This is a genomic window from Cytobacillus sp. FSL H8-0458, assembly GCF_038002165.1.
Lineage (GTDB): Bacteria > Bacillota > Bacilli > Bacillales > Cytobacillaceae > Cytobacillus.
In genome coordinates this window covers 2,778,505-2,800,565 of record NZ_JBBOBR010000001.1, presented here as the reverse complement: position 1 = coordinate 2,800,565, position 22,061 = coordinate 2,778,505, and the positions used below count along the sequence as shown (strand labels likewise).

Annotated in this window: 23 protein-coding genes and 1 tRNA gene; 14 read left to right on the top strand and 10 right to left on the bottom strand. The window is 39.9% G+C overall.

The genetic code is table 11. The features are described 5' to 3' along the window. Window positions 1-6 precede the first annotated feature (6 nt). The 3 genes from spoVAE (at window position 7) to NYE23_RS13635 (ending at window position 1,188) form a co-directional block, all read left to right on the top strand. On the top strand, window positions 7-363 hold the full coding sequence (gene spoVAE / locus NYE23_RS13645) for a stage V sporulation protein AE (protein ID WP_341078613.1): 357 nt from the start codon (window positions 7-9) through the stop codon (window positions 361-363). A 160-nt stretch (window positions 364-523) separates the two neighbouring features. Next, a complete protein-coding gene (locus NYE23_RS13640; RefSeq protein WP_019381501.1) occupies window positions 524-637 on the top strand; it encodes a YjcZ family sporulation protein in 114 nt (37 codons plus the stop codon). A gap of 296 nt (window positions 638-933) precedes the next feature. After that, complete coding sequence (locus NYE23_RS13635; protein WP_264737415.1) at window positions 934-1,188, top strand: stage VI sporulation protein F; 255 nt, start codon at window positions 934-936, stop codon at window positions 1,186-1,188. Between the two features lie 37 nt (window positions 1,189-1,225). On the opposite strand, the gene NYE23_RS13630 is transcribed toward NYE23_RS13635, so the two are convergent. Then, window positions 1,226-3,544 (bottom strand): ATP-dependent helicase, encoded by a 2,319-nt coding sequence (locus NYE23_RS13630; RefSeq protein ID WP_341078612.1) that lies wholly within the window; start codon window positions 3,542-3,544, stop codon window positions 1,226-1,228. A gap of 204 nt (window positions 3,545-3,748) precedes the next feature. On the opposite strand from NYE23_RS13630, the gene NYE23_RS13625 reads away from it, so the two are divergent. Next, window positions 3,749-4,033, top strand: coding sequence for a hypothetical protein (locus NYE23_RS13625; protein ID WP_341078611.1), 285 nt, complete (start codon window positions 3,749-3,751; stop codon window positions 4,031-4,033). Window positions 4,034-4,075: 42 nt separating this feature from the next. Here NYE23_RS13625 and NYE23_RS13620 read toward each other — a convergent pair whose 3' ends face one another. The 4 genes from NYE23_RS13620 to NYE23_RS13605 form a co-directional block, all read right to left on the bottom strand. Continuing rightward, a complete protein-coding gene (locus NYE23_RS13620) occupies window positions 4,076-4,750 on the bottom strand; it encodes a DUF421 domain-containing protein (RefSeq protein WP_341078610.1) in 675 nt (224 codons plus the stop codon). Window positions 4,751-4,899: 149 nt separating this feature from the next. Next, the gene (locus tag NYE23_RS13615; protein WP_341078609.1) at window positions 4,900-5,322 is read right to left on the bottom strand and encodes a GNAT family N-acetyltransferase; all 423 of its coding nucleotides are present in this window, start codon (window positions 5,320-5,322) and stop codon (window positions 4,900-4,902) included. Between the two features lie 4 nt (window positions 5,323-5,326). Beyond that, window positions 5,327-5,845 (bottom strand): YjcG family protein, encoded by a 519-nt coding sequence (locus tag NYE23_RS13610; RefSeq protein ID WP_341078607.1) that lies wholly within the window; start codon window positions 5,843-5,845, stop codon window positions 5,327-5,329. A 191-nt stretch (window positions 5,846-6,036) separates the two neighbouring features. Then, window positions 6,037-6,759 carry an alpha/beta hydrolase gene (locus NYE23_RS13605; protein ID WP_341078604.1) on the bottom strand — a complete coding sequence of 241 codons (723 nt, stop codon included), beginning with the start codon at window positions 6,757-6,759 and terminating at the stop codon, window positions 6,037-6,039. A gap of 228 nt (window positions 6,760-6,987) precedes the next feature. Between NYE23_RS13605 and NYE23_RS13600 the strand changes: the two genes are divergently transcribed. The 3 genes from NYE23_RS13600 to NYE23_RS13590 all read left to right on the top strand — a co-directional run bounded on the left by NYE23_RS13600 (window position 6,988) and on the right by NYE23_RS13590 (window position 10,598). Next, a complete protein-coding gene (locus tag NYE23_RS13600) occupies window positions 6,988-7,980 on the top strand; it encodes a TAXI family TRAP transporter solute-binding subunit (protein ID WP_341078600.1) in 993 nt (330 codons plus the stop codon). Window positions 7,981-8,119: 139 nt separating this feature from the next. Continuing rightward, complete coding sequence (locus tag NYE23_RS13595; RefSeq protein WP_341078598.1) at window positions 8,120-8,650, top strand: DUF1850 domain-containing protein; 531 nt, start codon at window positions 8,120-8,122, stop codon at window positions 8,648-8,650. Beyond that, on the top strand, window positions 8,640-10,598 hold the full coding sequence (locus tag NYE23_RS13590; RefSeq protein ID WP_341078596.1) for a TRAP transporter permease: 1,959 nt from the start codon (window positions 8,640-8,642) through the stop codon (window positions 10,596-10,598). The genes NYE23_RS13595 and NYE23_RS13590 overlap by 11 nt, the downstream gene beginning before the upstream one ends. A 223-nt stretch (window positions 10,599-10,821) precedes the next feature. Here the strand turns inward: NYE23_RS13590 and NYE23_RS13585 are convergent, their stop codons facing one another. From NYE23_RS13585 to NYE23_RS13575, 3 genes are all read right to left on the bottom strand, one after another. Further along, window positions 10,822-11,040 carry a hypothetical protein gene (locus tag NYE23_RS13585; protein WP_035327332.1) on the bottom strand — a complete coding sequence of 73 codons (219 nt, stop codon included), beginning with the start codon at window positions 11,038-11,040 and terminating at the stop codon, window positions 10,822-10,824. A gap of 109 nt (window positions 11,041-11,149) precedes the next feature. Then, window positions 11,150-11,764, bottom strand: a complete 615-nt coding sequence (locus NYE23_RS13580; protein WP_341078595.1) for a YczE/YyaS/YitT family protein — start codon at window positions 11,762-11,764, stop codon at window positions 11,150-11,152. Between the two features lie 140 nt (window positions 11,765-11,904). After that, window positions 11,905-12,669: a SurA N-terminal domain-containing protein gene (locus tag NYE23_RS13575; RefSeq protein ID WP_341078594.1), complete on the bottom strand. Its 765-nt coding sequence runs from the start codon at window positions 12,667-12,669 to the stop codon at window positions 11,905-11,907. Between the two features lie 247 nt (window positions 12,670-12,916). Here NYE23_RS13575 and NYE23_RS13570 point away from each other — a divergent pair. The 3 genes from NYE23_RS13570 to NYE23_RS13560 all read left to right on the top strand — a co-directional run bounded on the left by NYE23_RS13570 (window position 12,917) and on the right by NYE23_RS13560 (window position 14,750). Continuing rightward, window positions 12,917-12,989: transfer RNA gene (locus NYE23_RS13570), tRNA-Val, on the top strand. Window positions 12,990-13,187: 198 nt separating this feature from the next. Then, a complete protein-coding gene (locus NYE23_RS13565) occupies window positions 13,188-14,153 on the top strand; it encodes a proline dehydrogenase family protein (protein ID WP_341078592.1) in 966 nt (321 codons plus the stop codon). 132 nt (window positions 14,154-14,285) lie between these two features. Next, the gene (locus NYE23_RS13560; RefSeq protein WP_341078591.1) at window positions 14,286-14,750 is read left to right on the top strand and encodes a GNAT family N-acetyltransferase; all 465 of its coding nucleotides are present in this window, start codon (window positions 14,286-14,288) and stop codon (window positions 14,748-14,750) included. A gap of 39 nt (window positions 14,751-14,789) precedes the next feature. Here the strand turns inward: NYE23_RS13560 and NYE23_RS13555 are convergent, their stop codons facing one another. Both NYE23_RS13555 and NYE23_RS13550 read right to left on the bottom strand, forming a co-directional pair. Further along, window positions 14,790-15,575: an endonuclease/exonuclease/phosphatase family protein gene (locus NYE23_RS13555; RefSeq protein WP_341078590.1), complete on the bottom strand. Its 786-nt coding sequence runs from the start codon at window positions 15,573-15,575 to the stop codon at window positions 14,790-14,792. Window positions 15,576-15,577: 2 nt separating this feature from the next. Next, window positions 15,578-17,218, bottom strand: a complete 1,641-nt coding sequence (locus NYE23_RS13550; protein ID WP_341078589.1) for a PTS transporter subunit IIBC — start codon at window positions 17,216-17,218, stop codon at window positions 15,578-15,580. Window positions 17,219-17,716: 498 nt separating this feature from the next. On the opposite strand from NYE23_RS13550, the gene NYE23_RS13545 reads away from it, so the two are divergent. From NYE23_RS13545 to menC, 4 genes are read left to right on the top strand one after another with little or no spacing between them, the layout of a single operon-like run. Then, window positions 17,717-18,571 (top strand): MurR/RpiR family transcriptional regulator, encoded by an 855-nt coding sequence (locus NYE23_RS13545; RefSeq protein ID WP_341078587.1) that lies wholly within the window; start codon window positions 17,717-17,719, stop codon window positions 18,569-18,571. A 52-nt stretch (window positions 18,572-18,623) separates the two neighbouring features. Then, window positions 18,624-20,006, top strand: coding sequence for a YjiH family protein (locus NYE23_RS13540; protein ID WP_341078584.1), 1,383 nt, complete (start codon window positions 18,624-18,626; stop codon window positions 20,004-20,006). A gap of 34 nt (window positions 20,007-20,040) precedes the next feature. Beyond that, a complete protein-coding gene (locus NYE23_RS13535) occupies window positions 20,041-20,844 on the top strand; it encodes a GNAT family N-acetyltransferase (RefSeq protein ID WP_341078583.1) in 804 nt (267 codons plus the stop codon). A gap of 18 nt (window positions 20,845-20,862) precedes the next feature. Beyond that, a complete protein-coding gene (gene menC / locus NYE23_RS13530; RefSeq protein ID WP_341078581.1) occupies window positions 20,863-21,975 on the top strand; it encodes an o-succinylbenzoate synthase in 1,113 nt (370 codons plus the stop codon). The last annotated feature ends 86 nt before the right edge of the window (window positions 21,976-22,061 follow it).

Here is a 22,061-nt window from a genome sequence, read left to right as displayed (position 1 = left end):
ATTTGTATGCTGCCTATGTTTTTCTGGGCTTTTGTAATTGGAGGCCTATTTTGCGTATTTGGCCAAATAATGTTTGATGTTTTTAAGCTGACACCAGGCCATACATTAAGTCTTTTAGTTGTATTAGGTGCTGTACTTGATGGACTTGGCCTGTATGAACCGCTAGCGGACTTTGCAGGGGCAGGAGCGACCATCCCGATAACAAGCTTTGGTAATTCGCTTGTCCATGGAGCCCTTCAGGAAGCCGATCAGCATGGACTTGTCGGTGTGTTGACCGGAATGTTCGAAGTAACCAGCTCCGGTATTTCAGCAGCCATTATCTTCGGTTTTATCGGTGCACTAATTTTCAAGCCTAAAGGCTAAATGCATAGGGAAATACACAGGAATGCTTTATTTAGTAATATGAAACAGGCCCTTTATTCCTTTATGAATGAATAAACCAAGCCCGTCTTGGGAGCTTGCCCATACACCCTGCTAATTTATCACATATTGTGTAGGGAGAAATCCAAGTGAGGTGAGAGGCATGGGCTATGGCTATGGAGGCTGCGGATATGGCGGGGGCTATGGAAATACGTTTGTTTTAATCGTCGTCCTATTCATTTTACTCATTATCGTTGGAGCAAGTTTCTACAACTAGATTGTAAAGAGCTGACTCAGAACCGGCAGCAGGTTTTGTGTCGGCTTTTTTGCATATAATGTACATAAAGTGAAACTTCAATCAGTGGGGGTGTTCTTTATCCCCGCTGATGGTTAGTTGAACCAATCGGGCCTTACGGGCAGTTTGACCATCACTTATCCTCCTTTGATTTCTCTTAGTCTTGAAGTGGGGGTCTTACTGCCCGTTAGACTGCGATAAATGATTAATACATTTCACGTTTTCCGCCCACCTTCATAAGATATAAAAGAGTAAATGAAGGAGCGTGATTGAGCAGTATGGATAACAACTTTTTTAAAAACCTTGAAAAGAAAACAGGCGTAAATATGAAGGATGTATTTGAACTGGCCGGCTCTTTGCAGAATGCAAATTTTAAAGATGAAAAAACTGTGAGAAATGTAATCAAAAGGGTTTCACAAATTGCAAACAAACCAGTCTCTAAGGATATGGAAGATAAGATTGTTAAATCGATCGTTGCTGATGGAAAGCAGCTTGACTTTAATACAATTTCCCAGATGATAAATAAAAAATAACAGAAGGGCCTGGCCGGGTTGCAGCCAGGTCTTCTGTTTATTTTTCGCCTTTGTTTCTGCCGCTTCTTGTGATGGGGGCAAGGAACCTTGATGGATATGCCTTCCGTCCGCGCCTTTTTTCCGGCACAGAAATATACAAGTCCTTCCTGGCTCTTGTTACGGCAACGTACATTAATCTTCGTTCTTCCTCTAAGGGGGCAGACTCACCTGAACGGTAAGCTTCCAGTGCATGATCATGCGGGAGGTTTCCTTCTGCTGCACCGGCCACATATACCACATTATATTCAAGCCCTTTTGCACGGTGGATAGTGCTTAATGTAATGGCATTATCATTATTCCTGCTGAGGCGCTTGATTTCTTTGTTCATGGCTTTCATATGTTCAGTATGCTCCAGAAACTCATGAAGAGACTGGAAATTACGCGCAGCGACCTTCAAATCTTTAATATCATCAGAGCCTTTATCCATTTTATTGCCTTCATTGCCTCGTTTTTTTATAAAGTCCTGGAATCCCAATTCTTTTTCAACCGTTTCAATTGCGGTGATGGGACTAATCCCTGTGATTGATCTGGTAACAGGGATCACTTTTTTTAATTTGCTTTCCTGAAAAGCAAAGCCTGTTTTTATAAACTTCAGGCTTTCCAGCAATGAGCAATCCTGCAGGATGCTTTCTGCCTTAATATCCTGCAGGACGGATTGTTTAATAAACAGAGACGGGAGCATATCTTTCAAAGCATTCTGGTCATCCTCATTTATCGATAGCTTTAGAAAAGCAAGCATGCTTCGAACAATAAACCGATCATAAAATGATTCGGCATCCTGATCCAATTTAAATGGAAGGCTCGAATTGGCCAGCCGCTCAAAAATGGCTCTGCTCCCGGTATGGGTACGGAATAGTACTGCAAAATCCCGCGGTTCATACCCATCCTCAACTTTTTCCTGGATATCAGTCAGGATCATCGTAGCTTCTTCTTCCTCATCATAAGGAAAAAAGAGGAAGGGCTGCTGTCCACCGGAAAATTGAGCACTCATGCTTTTTGGACGTCTATATTTATTTAGAGAAATGATTTGGTTTGCAGCTGATACAATCTCATGAGCAGAGCGGTAATTCTGATTCAATGTAATTACCTTAGCATCAGGGAAATCTTTTTCAAAATCTAAAAGATATTGGGGATCACTTCCTCTGAAGGCATATATAGATTGATCATCGTCCCCCACTGCACAGACATTTTTGGTTTTATCAGACAGCATTTTTATTAGCTCATATTGAACATTATTAATATCCTGAAACTCATCAATCAGGAAATAATGAAATCGATTTTGATATTGTTCAAGAATCTCAGGTTCTTCTATAAAAAGGGCATGGCAGCCTGTGAGCATATCATCAAAATCAAATAATTCCCTTTTTGTTTTTGTTTGTTCATACCTTTGATAAAGAATCGCGGTTTGTTCCTCCCAATCATTCTTTGGGTTAACCTTGCCAGGTATGATAAGAGAATTTTTCCAATAGCTGATTTGCTGGAGGGCAATGTCAAAGGCAAATTCCTTTTCATCGAGCTTTAAGTCTTTGCTGGATTCTTTAATAATCTGTTCCCGCTGCCATTCTTTATTAAGCAGCCTGCCTGAAGACCATTTTTCCGGATTGTGGAAAGAAAGGATCCGATAAAATAAGCTGTGAAAAGTGCCCGAAACGATTTGCCTGACCTTTCGGGCATCCATTCCAGGGTAATGGGTAAGGCGCTCCTTCATTTCAGCCGCAGCCTTAGCTGTAAATGTAACGAGCATTATTGATTTAGGGTCGATATTTTTCTCGCGAAGCATAAAAGCAGTCCGTGTTGTTAAAACACGGGTTTTGCCGCTGCCTGCACCTGCCAGAACGAGCAGTGGCCCATCTAGATGAGACACAGCCGCAGCCTGCTTTTTATCCAAAAAGACACCTGCTTGTGAAAGAGACTTAAGGTATTCATCAGGGAAACTGGGGCTGGCAGTGCCTTCTTGAATATAGAGAGGGATATTTTTTACCGGCTGAGCTTTTTTAAAGGCTGATTCGATTTCTTTTACTGCAGCTGAAGCAATTGACCTTGAAACAGGAATTTTGAATCCATTTCTTTCTATATATTCTTCAGTCTCCGTCTGGACTGATTCGGGGTTAAGAATTATATCTTTGCACGTTCTGCTGCTTTGCTGAATATGATAAAAATGAGGTTCATCCAGAATTCCCAAATACAAACGGACAGAAGCTCCGCAATCAGGGCAGCACAGCTTTCCTTTTTTGCCTTCCTCATAAATATGCTGAAAACTCTCTCTGTTCAAGTGTTCCAGATTCACAGTCTTATTATGTAACTTTGCTGTTTTCATAAAAAATACCCCATTATATATAAATTGCCGAGTTTAACAATATTATTTTTTTTTACAACAAGACAAATTTAATCATAACAAACCGGTAAAGGATTCAAAAGTGCTTTTCTGTTTAAAATTTCATGGAAACGGGTACATAAAATCAAATTCAGATACGTATTCTCTTATTAATCAGATAAATACATAATTGAAAGGGGAGTATTCATGGGCTACATTCTGCCTGTAACTTCATATCAATATAATCAGTATGCAGAAAGAGAGATTGGCACAAAGTATGATCCGTTCCGGTTCGTGCCAGTTGCCAGGATATCAGCACAATCCAATGCAAAAGCCTTCCGTCACGAACTTCCCCTTGATATGCAAAGAAGATTAACTAAATCAAATACTCAGGAGAGGGCAGAAGCCCAAACTCGGACCATTAGTAAAAAAGCAGAACAAACATATGGAGAGCTGACAGGAAAAGGGCGTTTTATTAGTGAATGCATTTAAGAAAGCCGAAACATGAGCTAGTTATCTAATAGAAGGAGAGGCTTAGTACGTTTGCACGTGCAAGGCCTCTCCTTTTTTCCATTCAGCGTACAGAACATCTTTGACACCGCTCGCTCCTAATTTTTTAATTTCATTCTTAAGTATTGTTTCATCCCAATTAATGCTTTTAAGATTATCCCAAACCACCTCTCCGTCTAAAATAACTGTTACAGGAAGTTCAACTTTATTTATTGGGAGATTCAAATCCTGAATGGTTGGTGCCGCGAAAAGCGGTTTTTTTAATGCGCTGACTGTTCCATCCGTTTCCAGAATGGCATATTCACATTCCCTGATTGAAAAAACATCCTTTGATCGGAGGAGGTGCTGCAGCTGATTAATGTCGAGATGATTTTTCTTCAATTCTTCATAGATAATTTTCCCTTTTTTAATAACAATAGAGGGCTCACCTTCAAGAAGCTTGCGTGCCCGTTTATATTTCTGAGTAAGTATTTCAGTTGCGTAAATGAGAATTCCCCATACTGCAACAGCAAAGAAAATTTCGGGTATCCCAGTTTCCTGATCGTACAGGGCATTGCCAACCAGCTCGCCTAACACGATGGCTGAGATAAAATCAAATGGAGTAATCTGTGTAATTTGTGTTTTCCCCAGGAGTTTAGCCATAATAAACAAGAAAATATATCCTACCACAAGTACACTTAAGATGTGTAAATATTCCATTCAAACCACTCCTTAGAATGCTGTATCCCAAATAGTGTTTGCTGAAAGCCCAAAATTATTGCATATAAGTTTCAACGCAGCTTCTATCGCGTTTTGTCTGAGATGAGCATCTAAAAAAAGCTCCCGCCAACATGGCAGGAGCTTGTCCGCTATATCGTTTTCTTCATTGTACGGTGCGGGATTCCGGCATCCATAAATTCTTCTGAGATTACCTGATAGCCCAGCTTTTCATAAAAAGGAATAGCCTGAGTCTGGGCATTTAATTTTAAGGAAGGCAATCCTTGTTTCATAGCATGTTCCTCAATTTTTTCCATTATTGCTTTTCCGGATCCGCTCTTGCGGTGCTCCTTTAATACGCAAATTCTTTCCACTTTTCCATTGCCGTCTACGGTGCGAAACCTTCCGGCACCTGCAGGCATGCCATTATAATATAGAACAAAATGGACTGCTTCGTCCTCGAACTGATCGATTTCCTCTTCTTCGGGAACATTTTGCTCGCTGACGAAAACGTGTTTCCTTACTGAGAATGCATCTTGCAATTCTTGCTCAGATGATACAACTTTTACTTCCATTTTACTATTCCTTCCCTAGCCTGAATGTTTCATATACGGTCCAAGATCCGTTTTCCAGCTGATACAGAAGATGAAAACGATCGACCACCTCTTCATGATTCACCGGCTGCATTCTTAAGCTTCCATACACATCTGAATGCTCATCATTGGAGAGTTTTTGCCCGATGGTAATATGAGGGACAAAATTATATTCAGGTGCTTCTCCGCTAATATAATCATTCAGTTCAACATGTAACTCTTCGAGCTGGATTGAAGGCTCAATTTTGAAATAAATTACATTGTTGACAGGCTGGAAGGAGCTGATTTTTGATGCGTTTATTTGAAAGGGATCGTGTTTTTTAGCTATTCCATAAAGTGTTTCTGTCAGCCGCTTTATTTCTTCTTCAGATGCTTCAAAGCGCGATCTTAAAGTTATATGCGGAGAAATTAGAGCATAATGCGGATCATACCGCTTTCTATAAGAATTAGCCAAATCCTGCAGCTTTTTTGACGGGAAAATAACGATGCCGTAATTAGTCTCCATACAACAACCTCCATGTTTATTAATAATTTTTATAATTTGCAGGCTAAACTTAAATGAAAAACACTTTGTTGAACTATTATAGCAAATTTTCTAAATTCATTATATAATTATACCTTTTTTTACATTAAAAAGCAGTGAGCTTTGGTAATCTTTTTATTGCGGAAGAATAGTTCTTTTCACTCAATTTCCAGTTAAAACATATACTTTAATGCCCTTTTTAAATCAGGCTGCCAGTATGTCCATGTATGATTTCCCTCGAATTCATCATAGAAGTAAGGAAATTGCTTTTGCTTAAACAAATTGGAAAGATCCCGGTTTGGAGTAAGAAAATCTTTTTCTTCTCCTCCTGTGGTTTTTACAGATGTCTCGCCTTTCCCGATAACATGATAAATATTAAGAAGGTGAGGCTGGGTAAATTCCTCTACTGCTTCTGTAACGGAGTTATCAACATAAGGTGATTGAAGAATTAGTCTTCCGAAAGTATTAGGGTATTGAAGGGCCGCCATTAAGGAAACAGTTGCTGCAAGGGAATCTCCCATAAGTGCCCGTCCCATTCCCATTTGATAAGTAGGGAATTCATTGTCAAGGTATGGAACCAGTTCATGTGCAAGAAAACGGATATATGCATTATGCTGTTCACCGTCCGGATGATATTTCTTCCATCTATCCTTGACGTTTTTATAAGGGACACCAACAATGATGATATTTTCGATTTCTTTTTCATTTAATAATTCATCCGCGATGCGCCCGGCTCTTCCCAGCTGGAAGTAATCTTTCCCGTCCTGGGCTATAACAACAGTGTATTTATATAAAGGTGAAAAGGAAGCGGGCAAATAAATGAGGAGTTCAACTTCTTCACCCAATTCTTTGCTTTGAATCCTGATATCCTGTATTGATCCTCTAGGGTAATCCATAATGTCTGTTCCTCCGTTTAGTCTTTATGTAAGAGTTTACATGATGATTTTATCATATATATATAGGAATTGCTTTTTACTTGCATTCTCATTCATAGATCGGGATGCAAATTATTGGAGTAAGTAAATTTCCGTATCTTAAAGCAGCTAGGAATCATTTGACAATTCTAATAAGGTTTATGTTAGTATATAATTGATAAAATCTAATCTTTAAAAGGGGGAAATAGGATGAAAAAAAGAAGTATATTCCTAGCCACAGCTCTGCTGTTAGCGCTTTCTATGGTTCTTGCAGCCTGCGGCGGCGGAAAAGATGAAGGCGGCGGAGATGGAGAAGGCGGCGCAGAAAAGCCAAAATTCATGAGCATCGTGACTGGTGGAACAGGCGGTACATACTATCCGCTAGGCGGATCATTCGCTGAGATTATTTCTGATGCTACAGGCATTGATACAAATGCTGAAGTATCAGGTGCATCTGCAGAGAACATGAACACATTGAAAGATGGCAATGCAGAGATTGCATTCTCTCAAACTGACATTGCTTCATATGCGCAAGAAGGTAAATTAATGTTTGAAGGTGCAGCAGTGGATAATGTGAGTGCAATTGGCACGCTTTATCCTGAAACGATCCAGATCGTTACTACTGCAAAATCCGGCATTAAATCAGTTGAAGACTTAAAAGGCAAAAAAGTTTCAATCGGAGCACCTGGTTCAGGAACTGCTGCTAATGCAGAACAGATCCTTGAAGTGCATGGAATCAAATTGGATGACATTCAAAAACAGGATCTTTCTTTTGATGAGTCGACTGCCGGAATCCAGGATGGCACTATTGACGCTGCATTTGTTACAGCAGGAACACCAACAGGTGCAGTAGAAGGACTTTCTGCAACTGAAGATGTTGTGATTGTTCCGATTGAGCAGGATAAAATCGATGCATTAATTAAGAAATATCCTTACTATGTACAGGATGAAGTGCCATCTGGAACATATAAGCTTGCGGAAGCTGCGCCGACAGTAGCTGTACAGGCAATGCTTGTTGTTTCAAATGACCTTTCAGAGGATGTAGTTTACGATGTTACGAAAGCAATCTTTGAGAACCTTGACAAAGTTACACATGCCAAAGGTAAAATGATTAAGGCTGAAAATGCTGTTAAAGGTACTGGTATTGAACTGCACCCTGGTGCTAAAAAGTACTTTGACGAAAAAGGCTTTAAAGCTGAATAATCTTTCACTAACATAATCAAATGATGAAATTTGGCCGGCTGTAAAAAACCTGATAAGGTTATTGCGCCGGTCAATTAATTTTTAAAATGAAGTGGCAATCAATTGTAAAAGCTGACAAATTTTTTTAGGTGGAGGTTTCATGAACTTTAATAAGCCAGGGGATAAAAAGGCGGTCCTGGCACTCCTCGTAATCATAACCATCGCAATCATGTTCTTCATACCCATTAAGCAGGCAGTTGTTTTTGAGTATCAAAACAAAGGAAAGGTGATTGCTTATTTCCCGATTAAAGAGGACAGAACATTTAATATAAAGTATACACATTCCATCCACCTTACAGATGTTGTAGAAAGCTACACTATAACCGGAGATGGAAATATTAAATTGTTCGAACTCATGTATGAGGATTTTGCCATCGGTATGCCAGAAAATGCTGCAGATGGAGAGGAATTTGAACAAAAGAACGGCAAATATTATATTAAGAATATGAAAAGGATCTTTCCTTCATTTGACTTAAGGCTGGGTAAGGTCAGAGCGAATCACAGATTGATTCTGCAAGGTGAAGAATATGTCCTTACAGATTATATCGAACCTGGTACATGGGTACGAATAAAGGCAAAAAAGATAAACTTAATCGAGGTGTTGAAAGGAGTGAATATCCTTGGAAAATAAAGGGGAAACATTATCTCTTGAGGAACAGCAGAAATTGCTGGAAAAATACGATCCAGAGGCTGGTACAAGGAAATTAGGAGGAGTATTAGGCTGGATCGTCTTTTTTGGGCTTTTAGCATTTTCACTGTTCCATTTATATACAGGGGTTTTCGGGATGCTTACAGCCCAGCTGCAGCGTTCGATTCATTTAGGTTTTGCATTAGCCCTAATATTTCTGTTATTCCCTGCAAGGAAGAAAGATAGGGGAAGAAAGCATAAAGTTGCCTGGTACGACATCATTTTAGCTATACTGGGTATTGCTGTAGGAGCTTATTGGCCACTTTTTATTGATGAAATTGTCATGAGGGCCGGCCGTCTGACCGAGATCGATTTTTATGTAGGTCTAATTGCAGTTCTTCTGGTTCTGGAAGCGACAAGGCGCGCGGTTGGACTTCCAATAACCATTATTGCCGTCATTTTTCTTGCCTATGCAATGTTCGGGCCATATATGCCGGCCTTTTTGGCGCACCGCGGTCTTGATTTAGAAAGATTGGTGCAGACCATGTTCTTTACTACCGAGGGAATCCTGGGTACCCCTCTAGGCGTATCTGCTACGTTTATATTTCTATTCTTGTTATTTGGTTCATTCCTTGTAAAAACGGGGGTAGGCCAGTATTTTAATGATTTGGCCGTATCCATCGCCGGAAAGAGAACTGGCGGACCGGCGAAGGTTGCCATTTTCTCAAGTGCACTACAGGGAACAATTAGCGGAAGTTCTGTAGCTAATGTAGTAACTTCAGGCTCTTTTACCATCCCTATGATGAAAAAGCTTGGCTACAAGAAAGAATTCGCTGGCGCAGTTGAAGCGACTGCATCAACCGGCGGCCAGATTATGCCTCCAATCATGGGTGCTGCTGCATTCCTGATGGTTGAGTTTATTGGCGGCGGCATTACATACTGGGATATTGCAAAGGCAGCTGCAATTCCTGCACTTCTATATTTTGCAGGAGTCTGGATCATGACTCACTTCGAAGCGAAACGTGTAGGTCTTAGAGGTCTGAAAGATGAAGAGATGCCTAACCGCAAAGAAGTAATGAAGAAGATTTATCTGCTGTTGCCGATTTTAGCAGTTATCATCCTGCTAATGAGCGGAATGAGCGTAATACGTGCTGCTCTCTGGTCAATTGTCATTACGGTTGCAGTAAGTATGATTAGCAAAGAAACGCGTATTGGATTCAGAGATGCTATCGATGCTTTAGTTGATGGTGCACGTACGGCTTTGGGCGTTGCTGCAGCAACAGCTGCGGCAGGTATTATTGTTGGTGTAGTTGTAAAGACAGGGCTTGGATTAAAGATGGCGAATGGCCTGCTTGATCTTTCCGGCGGGCTGTTGATCCCAACTTTGATGCTGACAATGGTTGCAGCAATTATCCTTGGTATGGGATCACCAACAACGGCAAACTATGTTATCACATCAACAATAGCTGCCCCAGCAATCATCCTTCTGGGCGTACCTGATTTATCTGCTCACTTATTTGTGTTCTATTTCGGTATTGTGGCAGATGTCACACCTCCAGTTGCTCTTGCAGCATTTGCGGCAGCTGGTGTATCCGGAGGAGATCCGATAAAGACAGGAGTAACAGCATCCAAGCTTGCCATTGGGGCTTTTATTATCCCATACATGTTTGTCCTGTCACCGGAGTTATTAATGATCGATACAACCTGGTATTACTTAATCTGGGTAGTATTCACCGCTTTGGCAGGTATGATGGCAATTGGAGCTGGCGTAATTGGCTACTGGCTTCGCAAGTTAAATATTTTTGAAAGGCTGCTGGGAATTGTAGGAGGCCTGCTCCTAATTTACCCTGAAGGGGTTACTGATATTGTAGGATTAGGTATCTTTATCCTGTTGATTGCATTGCAGGTTTTCATAAAAAAAGACGATCAGGCCAAGCCGCAAACAGCTTAACTTAATAAAAAAACTCACTTGCTAGAGCCAGACAGTTCCCGAAGCACAAAAAATAAAAATATAAAAAAAGGAAGGATGCTCAATGAGATCCTTCCTTTTTGCTTCTGCTGCTGGGTCTGTCAGGCTTCTTGGCCGCTATGGCCGATAATCGGGAAGGAGGCAAAATAAAAAGCCGTACTTCTTCTGTGAAATACAGGCTTGATGATTGAAGTGAACTGGTCTTTTAGCTGATCTGGCGAGCTTTCTTTTCGGGCAAAATGGACATGATATGGTTCAAGTTGAAGATGCGCATTTGTTTTCTATATAAACAATAGGCTAATATCGTGCTGCCTCGAAGTTCTTTGATTAAAATTTTTCTTTGTGTAAATGAATTGCGTTTGGAGAGATAAATGATTTCCACAGGCTTTCTCTCTTCCATAGCTCGATAAAGAATTCCTTTCATAGAGAAATCCCTCCTTACTTTTATTTACATTATAAACGAACGCACGTTCTTAATCAAGTAGAATGCGAATAAATGTTCGCGTAAAAAAAGACTTCATTAATGAAGCCTTTTAAATAATCTTTAATCCCTTATCTTTTAAGTGATTTAGAAGGACAGTCCCGTATTGTATGGCATAGCCTAAAAAGATGGCTACAAACAAAGTACCCAATCCGACCGGACCGCCTAAGAGAAGGCCAATGGCCAATGCTAACAATTCATTAATAATACGTGCGGTCTTCATGCTGATATTGAGCCTTTTGGCAGTTGCGATCATTAATCCATCAATGGGGCCGCTGAATAATTGCGGTCGGATATAGATAGATACTCCGAAACCCAGAAGTATAATACCAGTAATGAAGGCAAGTATCTGATAGGGAAAGTGTGTAACGGTGAAGCTGCTAAAAACAAGCTCCATCCAAAAATCGATCCCCAGACTCGCTAAAATGGTTCCAATGAATGATTTAAACTGCGGTTTTTCCCAAGAGAGTACGGCATTGAAAAATATAAGGGAAGCCGTGACCAGGAATGACCATGTTCCAATGGTGAGACCGAACTGATTAAAAAGTCCAACATAAACAGTGTCCCAGGCACCTGCACCAAGACTGGATAAGATGATTAGTGAAACACCGAGAGTGAGAATTAAATAACCTGCAATTATTTGAATCAATGTAGTGTGTTTAATCATGTAGAATCCTCCCCAATACATATTACAGCATTTAAATAATTACTCAAGGGGAAGAATATATCCATTAAGTGCCATTATGATTAAACAAATCTTGAAACATAGAAAAACAGCTCCCGATAACGAGAGCTGTTCAATGATACTTATACCTTAATATCAATTTTTGCATTTTTCTTCAATTCTTCTACATGCTTAACGAGCATTTCCTGCTGTTTTTGCTGTTCGAGCTGCTGTTTGATCTGTGGTTTTACTTCTTCCAATTTAGGGGGCTCCTGTCCTTCAGCACCACCCTGGCTGGCATATTCTTCATAGAATTTTTGAATTTCAGCATCTGTAACTTTCTCAGGTTTAATCTCGCCATCGATGTATTTCGTATATTTAATATTATTGGCAATTTCCTTTTCTAATGAATTGGGATTAAGGCCAGCCTGCTTCATTGCTGTTTCGAATTCCTTATCATCCTTGAATTGTCCTTTTGTTTCTTCGAGCTGCTTTTTGACTTCTTCATCAGAAGCTTTATAGCCTTTTTTATCAGCCTCCTGGAGAAGAAGTGTCTGGCCCACTAAACTGTCAAGTGTCTGATTCTTAATTTTCTCTGCAGCATCCTTGGTAGTAGGATCTTGTCCCATTTGCTGATACATCATTTGTGATGAAGTAAGCACACTGTTATATTCGCGTCCAAGAATTTCCTGGTCGTTAACTACTGCAACAGTCTTTTCTTCATCAAGCTTTTGCTTGTCCATTTTCTTTTGCATTTCTTCCATTTGCTTCTGCTGGTCCTGCTGATCAGTTTCCGCTGTTTTAGGTTCTTCTTTTTTATCTGCACTCTTGCTTTCATCATCAGCTCCACAAGCAGCTAAAACGGCAGATATTAATACTAGTAAAAAGGGATACATTAGTTTCTTCATTAATAATTCTCCTTCCGTAACCCTGTATAGTCTGATTCATTTAACAAAAGAATCATATAGAGGGCATTATAAAGCATATAGTCATAAAAAGATACCTTTAAGGCACAAAAGCCGAATTTGTAAAGGGAATGTAATCTGGATATTAAGCTCTTAATCTGATAGTTTCTGGATGAAATATAGGTATTGACTTTTATGTTAGAAAGAAGTATATTTTATATTGTCCCCAATACGGGGAAATAATCATAACGATTCCGTAGCTCAGCTGGGAGAGCGCTACCTTGACAGGGTAGAGGTCGCTGGTTCGAACCCAGTCGGAATCATATTCAAAGTGTCTGGCTGCCGATAGCCGGACATTTTTTTGTTCCAAAAAATTTTTTCTTTTGGACTGGGAACTCCTGCAATGTTTTAACGAAACAGTGATAGGGAATCGTTAAAATATAAAAATTCACAAAATAATTTTTATTGAAAATCTATGCTATAATTTTATTGTGAAATTACAAGAGTTAGGGGATATTTCTATGTTGAAAGATCTGTTTATAGGCCTTTCCCAGAACGAATTTCTGAATAGCGCTGCAAAGAAATATGGATTGAAATTGGGTGCGCAGAATGTAGTTGCTGGGACAAATTTAGAAGAAGCTATTCAGAGCATAAAAGAGCTTAACGATCATGGCATCTCTTGTACTGTCGATAACCTCGGGGAATTTGTATATAAAAAAGAAGAGGCGGCAGAAGCGAAAAAACAAATAATAGAAGTGATAGAGGCCATTCATGAAAATCATGTGGATGCACATATCTCTTTAAAGCCTTCTCAATTAGGCCTTGATATTGACTACTCTTTCTGCCTTGAAAATGTTAGGGAGATAGTAGAGAGAGCAAACCATTATGGTATTTTTGTGAATATGGATATGGAAGACTCCAAGCGTTTGCAGCCTTCCTTTGACATTTTGGATGAACTATCCAAGGAATACAATAATTTCGGTACAGTCATTCAGGCATATTTCCTTGATGCTGAAGAAGACCTTAAGAAATATCAGGATTATCGTCTGCGGATTGTAAAAGGTGCTTACAAGGAGCCTGAAGAAATTGCTTATCAGGATAAAAATGACATTGATGCTAACTTTATAAAATTAATAGAATGGCATTTGCTTAATGGCAAATTCACGTCAATTGCAACACATGACCATAATGTAATTAACCATGTAAAAGATTTTGTAAGGGCTAATAATATCCCTAAAGATAAATTTGAATTTCAAATGCTCTATGGCTTCCGCAAGGATATGCAGCTGAAGCTTGCTGGTGAGGGCTATAATTTCTGCACATATGTTCCTTTTGGACATGACTGGTACGGTTATTTCATGAGGCGCCTGGCAGAACGGCCGCAGAACTTAAACCTTGTTGCCAAGCAGGTATTTACTAAGAAAACGAATACTGTGATTGGTGTAGCAGCAGGAGCTTTCCTTTTAGGCAGATTGACAAAAAAGTGAAAAAAATAATGAGCAAGAGTCTCCCTGTGTTAAGTAAGCAGGGAGGCTTTTTCTATTTCAAAAGGAATTTATGACTGGAATTGCGAATCTTATCTTAGTAAATATTTTAGAACGAGAGGATAGGGAGCGGAAATGGACTTGATGTTGAAACCTGTTACAGAGAAAAATTTTTTTGAGATTATTAATTTGAAATCTGAGGAAGAGCAGGAAAAGAAGTTTCAAATTTTCGAAAGGTTTGTCGGTTCGAATGCTTTTTTCATTGCTCTGGCTTCAGTCAATGGCTGGACCTGTAAAGCTATATACGATAGTGAATCATTAATTGGCTTTGCGACTCATGGTCTGGATAAAGAGCATGACCGCTATGAACTTGTCAGCCTGATGCTTGGACATCAATTTCAGAGGAAAGGCTATGGTATACCGGCTATTAAACTTGTAATTGAGGAAATGAAAGAAAAATATGGGTGTGCTGAAATCTACCTATCTGTCATCAAGGAGAACGAGTCTGCTATTCGTGTATATGAGAAAGTTGGTTTTGAACCGACAGGTGAGATTTTTCAGGCATTTCATTCCGAACCGGTTTACAGGCTGACGGTATAACGAAAATCCCTGATTCCATTGTCAGGGATTTTCATATGGCTAAATTTCAATTTCCACTCCATAATGATCGGAAATGATGGGTTTGTTTGGGCCATTAAAAATAACTCGGGAATATTTTGGATGGATCGGAAACGATGATAAAATCAAGTCGATGCGCATCTCATGTTTATTTTCGTCCCAGCCGGCAATTTTGCCTTTAACCGTCACTCCTGAATCCTTCTTGTCTGCTAATTCAAAAGTGTCATAAAGTCCTTTGCCTATGAGAAAGTCATAACCTTCATTGCGGACATACGCCGAGCTGTTGAAATCACCCATAAAAATGGCGGGTTTATCTTTAGATGCATGTGCAAGAAGAGATTCAGCCTGAAATTTAAAGGATTCCTCTTCATCATCCCACCAGCCAAGGTGACAAGAATAAAAGGTAATTGGTCTGTTTTTGTAAACTAATTTAACACCAACAATTTTTCGTGTCTTCCAATGTGCCTGGTTTTTATTTTGGGTAATAAAGAAGGAAAAATCCTCCTTTATTTCATGCTTTGTCAATATTGCAAGACCCTCTTCGTAAATATCATAGCCAATATGTGAAAAATCCCATTTGAAAACGTAATCTTCCACACCTATTTTTCTCAATTCTTCTATTAACAGCAGTGCATAATTATCTTCTCTGATATGGCCGTCTTTCAAAGGGGCTTTGATATGCTGGCTGACCTCCTGCAGAGCGATGACATCATAGCGGTTTTCTTTAATAGCCTCAGCAAGAATTTTAATTTTTTCGAGCTGCTGTTCCTCCTGCCATGAGTGACAGTTGAGAGTTAATAATTTCATTGTTAAGCTCCCAGAAGGTCTTGTATATCAGATTTAAGGACATCTGCTTTTGGTCCATAAATTGCCTGGACGCCTTTGTCTTTAACGATAAGACCTAAAGCTCCATTTCTCTTCCAGTCCTGTTCACCAGCAACTGATGAAGTGTCCTTGACTGTGACACGCAAGCGGGTCATACAGGCATCAACATCTTCAATATTTTCTTTTCCGCCTAATAATTCGATTAACACAGGAGCCAGCGAATTTTTCTTGACTGAAGTATCAGAAGATGAAGCAGTATTTTCTTCTTCGATATAGTTTCCATTGCGTCCTGGTGTAGGAAAGTTGAATTTTCTGATCATAAAATTTGCAACTCCAAAGTTTAGTCCGAAGAATACAAGGCACGCAATTACAAAGTTTACAAGATCCAGCCATAAGCCAGCTTTTATAATCATTGGTGTTCTTGTAATCAATTCAATGATGCCAAAAGAATGAACACGGATATTAATAATATCAACGACTGCAAATGCCAGACCTGTCATAACTGCATACACGATATAAAGAAGTGGAGCAGCAAACATGAACATAAATTCAATCGGTTCTGTTACTCCAGTTAAGAATACTGCCAAACCAGCGGAGAAGAACATCGATTTGTATTTCTTCTTTTTCTCAGGATCTACATTGCGGTACATTGCAAGCGCAATTCCCATTAAGGCCGCAGCGGACAGAATCATTTGGCCTACTTTAAAGCGGGCAGGGGTAACGTCATTCAGCAATTGCTTATAGCTTTCTGTATCTCCTGCAGCCAAAAAGTTATTCAGGTCCGCAATCCATGCAAGCCATAGAGGATCTTGTCCAGCGACCGTTGAACCTGCATTAGAGCCTGTCAGGATTTTGTAAGTTCCGCCGAGCTCTGTATAATTAATTGGTACAGTCAGCATATGGTGCAATCCGAATGGAAGAAGCAATCTTTCCAGTGCGCCAAAAACAAATGGAGCGATAACTGGTGCTGTATTCCGTGATGTAGCAATCCATTGTCCGAAATCATTTAATAATCCTTGAATAAATGGCCAAACAATTGATAAGACCAAGGCTGCTGCAACAGAGCCGCCGATTACAGTGAAGGGTACAAATCGCTTTCCATTAAAAAAGGAAAGTGAATTTGGCAATTTATCATAGTTATAATACTTGTTAAATAAATTTGCGCCAAGAAAACCTGAGATAATCCCGACGAATACTCCCATATTTAATGCTGGTGCGCCTAAAACAGAAGTGAAATAGTCCGGTACAATGAGATCTTGTCCAAACAGGGATTTTACCGTGGCCTCGGAATTACCTAACATGTCGGACTTTACACCGAATATAGCGCCTGTAATTCTATTTATCAGAATGAAAGCAATAAGAGCTGCAAACGCTCCGCCTGCACGTTCCTTAGCCCAGGAACCGCCAATTGCAACTGCAAATAAGATATGAAGATTTGTAATAATGGCCCAGCCGATATCCTCCAGAACTCGTGCAATCGCTTGCACAAATGCTATGTCAGTACCTGTCATGCCAACAAGCTTGCCAAGTGAAATCATAATGCCTGCAGCTGGCATTACGGCCACTACTACAAGTAATGCCTTCCCAAACTTTTGCCAGAAATCAAAAGAAAATAATTTTTTCATTGTTCTTCTCTCCCTTATTGTATGGGCTTTCATTAGATGGGCTAAAAAAGCATTCCCATAATTTCACGAAAAAATTTCGATGAATGCATGGATTTATTCTATGAAAATACTATTTAGCTTTATTATTATCTTAAAATAACACGGGCAGGAAAATGATGCAACCGTTTGCGTAAAAATGTTTAAGACGTTTAAGGATAACGAAGGATTTCCATTGATAATTATTTTTTAAGTTATCCATCTATAAGGAAATACCTTAGTATGGTTTTATGCATAAAAATAAATTTACGTTTTTAAAAATACATCTTTCTCTTGCTAAAGAAGTATTTCATCCTTTAAAATTTACTAAAAGAAGGATTACCTTCACATAAAAGAATAAATTTCTAAACAAAATGTAAATAAAAATAATTTTGAATAGTAGAAAACTTCTTGTTTAAGAAGCATTTCATGCTTTATACTTTGCATAAGAAGTTTTTCCTTCACTATTCATGAGGAGCCGGCATGGATAAGAAAACAATGAACCAGATGATTAAAGAAAGCTATTCGTCCCTCTCGCCAGGACAGAGGAAAGCAGCTGAATTTATAATGGAGCACGCTAATGAAGCGGTGTTGTTAACAGCATTTCAAGTTGGAAGAAATGCAGGAGTCAGTGAGACAACGGTCATTCGGCTTGCGTACGCACTTGGGTTCAGCGGTTTTTCCCAAATGCAGGAACAAATCAGAAAAGACTGGCTGACAGGGAAACAGCATGCTGCAGATGAACGTGATTCTTACATAATAAATGCAGCGAAAGAGAACCTGTTTAAGAGAGTCATTGATCAAGAGAGGAAAATACTTCGGCAATTGCTTGATCAGGTTGATGAAAGAGAGCTTTGGAAAGCAATTGATCTCTTAATTCAGGCAGACAGGGTTTATATTGGGGGTTTTGGCAGCTCTTTTGCGGCCGCATACTGGTTCTATTACACTCTTAAACAAATGAGGGTAAATGTTTATATCACAGGCCCTCATGGATTTCTACCTGAGGATGTGTGTGATTTGACAGAACAGTCAGCAGTTGTCATTTTTTCTTTCCCTCGCTATCGAAAGGAAACTATAAAGCTGGCTTCATTTGCTGAGAGGAAGGGCTCCAGGATAATTGCCATTACAGATCGACAGCTTTCGCCGATCGGACAAATGGCTGCAGTCACACTTACTACTGATGAACTTCTGGATACCGGACATCATTCTATTGCTTCGGTTATTTGTTTACTGGAAGTGCTGATCGCGGGTATCGATGAACAGGATCGTGAAAGGATTGCCAAAAGACAGCAGGAACTGGAAATCTTATACGCTGATCAGAAGTTATTTGTTGAATAAAGCTGAACAGCAGGGGAGTTAAAATTATAAAAATAAAAGGGGGAAATAACGCATGAGCAGTCTTTCAAAGAAATTCATTCAGCAGGAGGATACGGAATCCTATACTGCCGGGGACTATTTAAAATTTCTAATTCCTTCACTGGTCGGGGTTTTACTATTTATGGTGCCGATTCAAGGAGAAGATGGGATTACAATCCCGGTTGCATATTTAGCAAATCAAATTAACGGGTTGCTGGGTGCTTCAATACCTGCGATTACTGTTACTATAATGGCTCTATCAGTTATTGGTTCACTGATAGCAGTAATTTTTAAACCGGGCTTTATCTTAAACAGCCCCTATTTGAACAAATTGCTAAATGTGAGTAAATTTTGGGTAGCAGCCCGTTTGCTTGGAACAGTTTTTGCTATTATTACTTTATTTGAGATAGGTCTGGAACCAGTATTTTCAGAGAACACGGGTGCACTCTTAATCTATGATCTAATTCCGATCCTGTTTACTACATTTCTTCTGGCAGGTTTATTGCTGCCGCTTTTATTAAATTTTGGCCTGCTCGAATTTTTTGGTGCATTATTAATTAAAGTTATGAGGCCTGTTTTTAAGCTGCCGGGACGTTCTTCGCTTGATTGTCTGGCATCATGGGTAGGTGATGGGACAATTGGAGTCCTGTTAACAACAAAACAATATGAAGAAGGATATTATACAAAGCGGGAGGCGGCAGTTGTTGCAACTACCTTCTCGGTTGTTTCCATAACGTTTACGATTGTCATTATTCAATATTTGAATTTAGAGCAATATTTCATACATTACTATTTAACCATTGTCCTTGCTGGTCTGGTGGCAGCTGTAGTAATGCCGCGGATTCCGCCGTTATCCAGAAAAGCTGATACTGCTTATGAAGGGACAGTAATGAAGGAGGAAACTTCTATTCCTTCACATACTACACCTGTAAAATGGGGATTAAATAATGCTATTAAGAAAGCACGTACAAATAATAGTGCAGGCGCTGTTGTAAAAGAAGGTTTTGAGAATGTCTTAGACATGTGGATGGGAGTTCTGCCAATTGTTATGGCAATTGGAACGGTTGCCCTTGTGATTGCTGAATTCACCCCTGCTTTTTCGATTCTTGGCAAGCCGTTTGAGCCAATCCTTGCTCTAATGCAAATTCCGGAAGCGGCAGAAGCGGCCCAGACAATGGTGGTTGGATTTGCAGACATGTTCCTTCCGGCTGTCATCGGCAGCGGCATTGAAAGTGAAATGACAAGATTTGTCATTGCTTGTGTCTCTGTAACGCAGCTCGTTTACATGTCTGAAATGGGCGGCCTGCTTCTAGGGTCAAATCTCCCTGTCAGCATAAAGGATTTAATTCTTATTTTCCTTCTCCGTACGATTATTACGCTGCCGATTGTAGCTGCTGTAGCTCATATTATATTTTAGGATTTTATCGCAATTTCTGGGAAAGGGGAAGGTTATGAAGCAAGAAGCATTAACATCACTGGTCATTAAAAACCTTCACACAGTTAAGGATCTTGAAGCTGTATACGAACTTGAAGCAAGAATATGGAGTGTGGAAGAAGCTGTGCCGGTTAATCACACAGTGGCGACGGTTAAAAATGGAGGGTTTGTGTTAGGCGCGTTCCTGGGAGAGGAACTGATCGGTTTTCAATACAGCTTTCCAGGCTTTGACGGCACAAAGGTATATCTTTGCTCCCACAGCCTGGGGATTCACCCGGAGTACCGGGCATTGGGGATTGGTGAAAAGCTAAAAAATGCTCAGAAACAGACAGCGCTTGAGAAAGGCTATGATCTCATTTCCTGGACATACGACCCTCTTGAAACCGTAAATGCCAATCTCAATCTTCATAAGCTCGGGGCTGAATGCACTCAATATATAGAAAATGCATATGGTGAAATGTCAGACCATATGAATGCAGGCATACCATCTGACCGATTTCTAGTGGAGTGGCGAATTCAAGATGAAAGGCCTTTGCGCCAATTTTCTCTTGAAGTTCTGCCAAGGGCAATAGAAACAGGAGTCGCTGATGGTTTGGCTGTCCCCGAAAACGTAAATTTATTCTATGATAATGAAAAAATTCTTATACCGGTCCCAGGGAATTTTCAGGACATAAAAAAGCGGGATTTTGAATTGGCTCTGAAATGGAGAAAGAGCACAAAAGATGCTTTTGCTCATTATTTCAGCAAAGGCTGGATTGTAACAGATCTTATAAAGGACGCTGCGGAAAACCAATACTTATATCTTTTGGAAAAGAGATAATGCCGGGAGAATGGGAATATGGAAATTAAAAGCATTGTTTTAAGGCACGTAAAAATGGAGTTGATGAATCCGTTTACTACTAGTGTCGGAACAGAAGTGGATAAGGACTTTATTTTGGTAGAAGTAAAATCAAAAAGCGGACAATCAGGCTGGGCAGAGTCGGTTTCCATTATGGAGCCAATCTACAATGAAGAAACAGTTAAAACAAATTGGCATATTATGAGTGATCATTTAATACCGATCCTTTTTGCATCAGAGATTCGGCACCCTGATGATGTTTCAGAAGCATTCAGGCCAATCAGGGGAAATTTCAATGCCAAAGCGGCGCTGGAGGGTGCTGTCTGGGACCTTTATGCCAGGGAGAGAGGGATCTCGCTCTCAAAAGCTCTGGGCGGAGAAAAGGAAAAAATAGAAGTGGGTGTTAGTGTTGGCATTCAGGAGTCAGAAATAAAGATGCTTAAACAAATTGAAGGATATGTAAAAGAGGGCTACCAGCGGATCAAAGTGAAAATTAAGCCTGGCTGGGATGTGCATATCTTAAAAGCCATCCGTGCCCAGTTTCCTGATATTAAGCTTATGGCTGATGCGAATTGCGCCTATACACTTAATGATATTAATCATCTTCAAAGGATGGAGGAGTTTAATCTAATGATGATTGAACAGCCTTTGGATCATGATGATATTATCGACCATGCCAAGCTTCAAAACCATTTGAAAACACCAATTTGCCTTGATGAAAGCATACATACCTTTGAGGATGCCCGAAAGGCGATTGAGCTTGGAAGCTGCAGAATCATAAACTTAAAAATTGGCCGGGTTGGCGGGCTTACAGAGTCAAGAAAAATTCACGATCTTTGCAGAGATCACAACATTCCAATGTGGTGCGGCGGAATGCTTGAAGCTGGAATAGGACGTGCGCACAATATTGCCATAACTTCCCTTTCCAATTTTACACTTCCTGGTGATACAGCCCCGTCTTCCCATTATTGGAAAGAAGATATCATCGAACCTGAAGTCACTATGGAAGACGGGTTTATATTCGTGCCTCAGGGCCCAGGAATAGGGTATGAGCCTAATCACTCTAAAATAGAGGATGTAACTCTTTGCAGCAGGACATTTTCAAATAAATAAAAGCCATGCAGCGCCAGAGATAATTCTGGCGTTTTACTGTGTGAATTGCATCTCGCTCCCTATATTGTGACACATATCACCGAATG

Excerpts from the sequence above, each read along its gene's own strand:
- spoVAE (WP_341078613.1), top strand. The coding sequence starts at position 7 with ATGCTGCCTATGTTTTTCTGGGCTTTTGTAATTGGAGGCCTATTTTGC.
- NYE23_RS13640 (WP_019381501.1), top strand. The coding sequence starts at position 524 with ATGGGCTATGGCTATGGAGGCTGCGGATATGGCGGGGGCTATGGAAAT.
- NYE23_RS13635 (WP_264737415.1), top strand. The coding sequence starts at position 934 with ATGGATAACAACTTTTTTAAAAACCTTGAAAAGAAAACAGGCGTAAAT.
- NYE23_RS13630 (WP_341078612.1), bottom strand. The coding sequence starts at position 3,544 with ATGAAAACAGCAAAGTTACATAATAAGACTGTGAATCTGGAACACTTG.
- NYE23_RS13625 (WP_341078611.1), top strand. The coding sequence starts at position 3,749 with ATGGGCTACATTCTGCCTGTAACTTCATATCAATATAATCAGTATGCA.
- NYE23_RS13620 (WP_341078610.1), bottom strand. The coding sequence starts at position 4,750 with ATGGAATATTTACACATCTTAAGTGTACTTGTGGTAGGATATATTTTC.
- NYE23_RS13615 (WP_341078609.1), bottom strand. The coding sequence starts at position 5,322 with ATGGAAGTAAAAGTTGTATCATCTGAGCAAGAATTGCAAGATGCATTC.
- NYE23_RS13610 (WP_341078607.1), bottom strand. The coding sequence starts at position 5,845 with ATGGAGACTAATTACGGCATCGTTATTTTCCCGTCAAAAAAGCTGCAG.
- NYE23_RS13605 (WP_341078604.1), bottom strand. The coding sequence starts at position 6,759 with ATGGATTACCCTAGAGGATCAATACAGGATATCAGGATTCAAAGCAAA.
- NYE23_RS13600 (WP_341078600.1), top strand. The coding sequence starts at position 6,988 with ATGAAAAAAAGAAGTATATTCCTAGCCACAGCTCTGCTGTTAGCGCTT.
- NYE23_RS13595 (WP_341078598.1), top strand. The coding sequence starts at position 8,120 with ATGAACTTTAATAAGCCAGGGGATAAAAAGGCGGTCCTGGCACTCCTC.
- NYE23_RS13585 (WP_035327332.1), bottom strand. The coding sequence starts at position 11,040 with ATGAAAGGAATTCTTTATCGAGCTATGGAAGAGAGAAAGCCTGTGGAA.
- NYE23_RS13580 (WP_341078595.1), bottom strand. The coding sequence starts at position 11,764 with ATGATTAAACACACTACATTGATTCAAATAATTGCAGGTTATTTAATT.
- NYE23_RS13575 (WP_341078594.1), bottom strand. The coding sequence starts at position 12,669 with ATGAAGAAACTAATGTATCCCTTTTTACTAGTATTAATATCTGCCGTT.
- NYE23_RS13565 (WP_341078592.1), top strand. The coding sequence starts at position 13,188 with ATGTTGAAAGATCTGTTTATAGGCCTTTCCCAGAACGAATTTCTGAAT.
- NYE23_RS13560 (WP_341078591.1), top strand. The coding sequence starts at position 14,286 with ATGGACTTGATGTTGAAACCTGTTACAGAGAAAAATTTTTTTGAGATT.
- NYE23_RS13555 (WP_341078590.1), bottom strand. The coding sequence starts at position 15,575 with ATGAAATTATTAACTCTCAACTGTCACTCATGGCAGGAGGAACAGCAG.
- NYE23_RS13550 (WP_341078589.1), bottom strand. The coding sequence starts at position 17,218 with ATGAAAAAATTATTTTCTTTTGATTTCTGGCAAAAGTTTGGGAAGGCA.
- NYE23_RS13545 (WP_341078587.1), top strand. The coding sequence starts at position 17,717 with ATGGATAAGAAAACAATGAACCAGATGATTAAAGAAAGCTATTCGTCC.
- NYE23_RS13540 (WP_341078584.1), top strand. The coding sequence starts at position 18,624 with ATGAGCAGTCTTTCAAAGAAATTCATTCAGCAGGAGGATACGGAATCC.
- NYE23_RS13535 (WP_341078583.1), top strand. The coding sequence starts at position 20,041 with ATGAAGCAAGAAGCATTAACATCACTGGTCATTAAAAACCTTCACACA.
- menC (WP_341078581.1), top strand. The coding sequence starts at position 20,863 with ATGGAAATTAAAAGCATTGTTTTAAGGCACGTAAAAATGGAGTTGATG.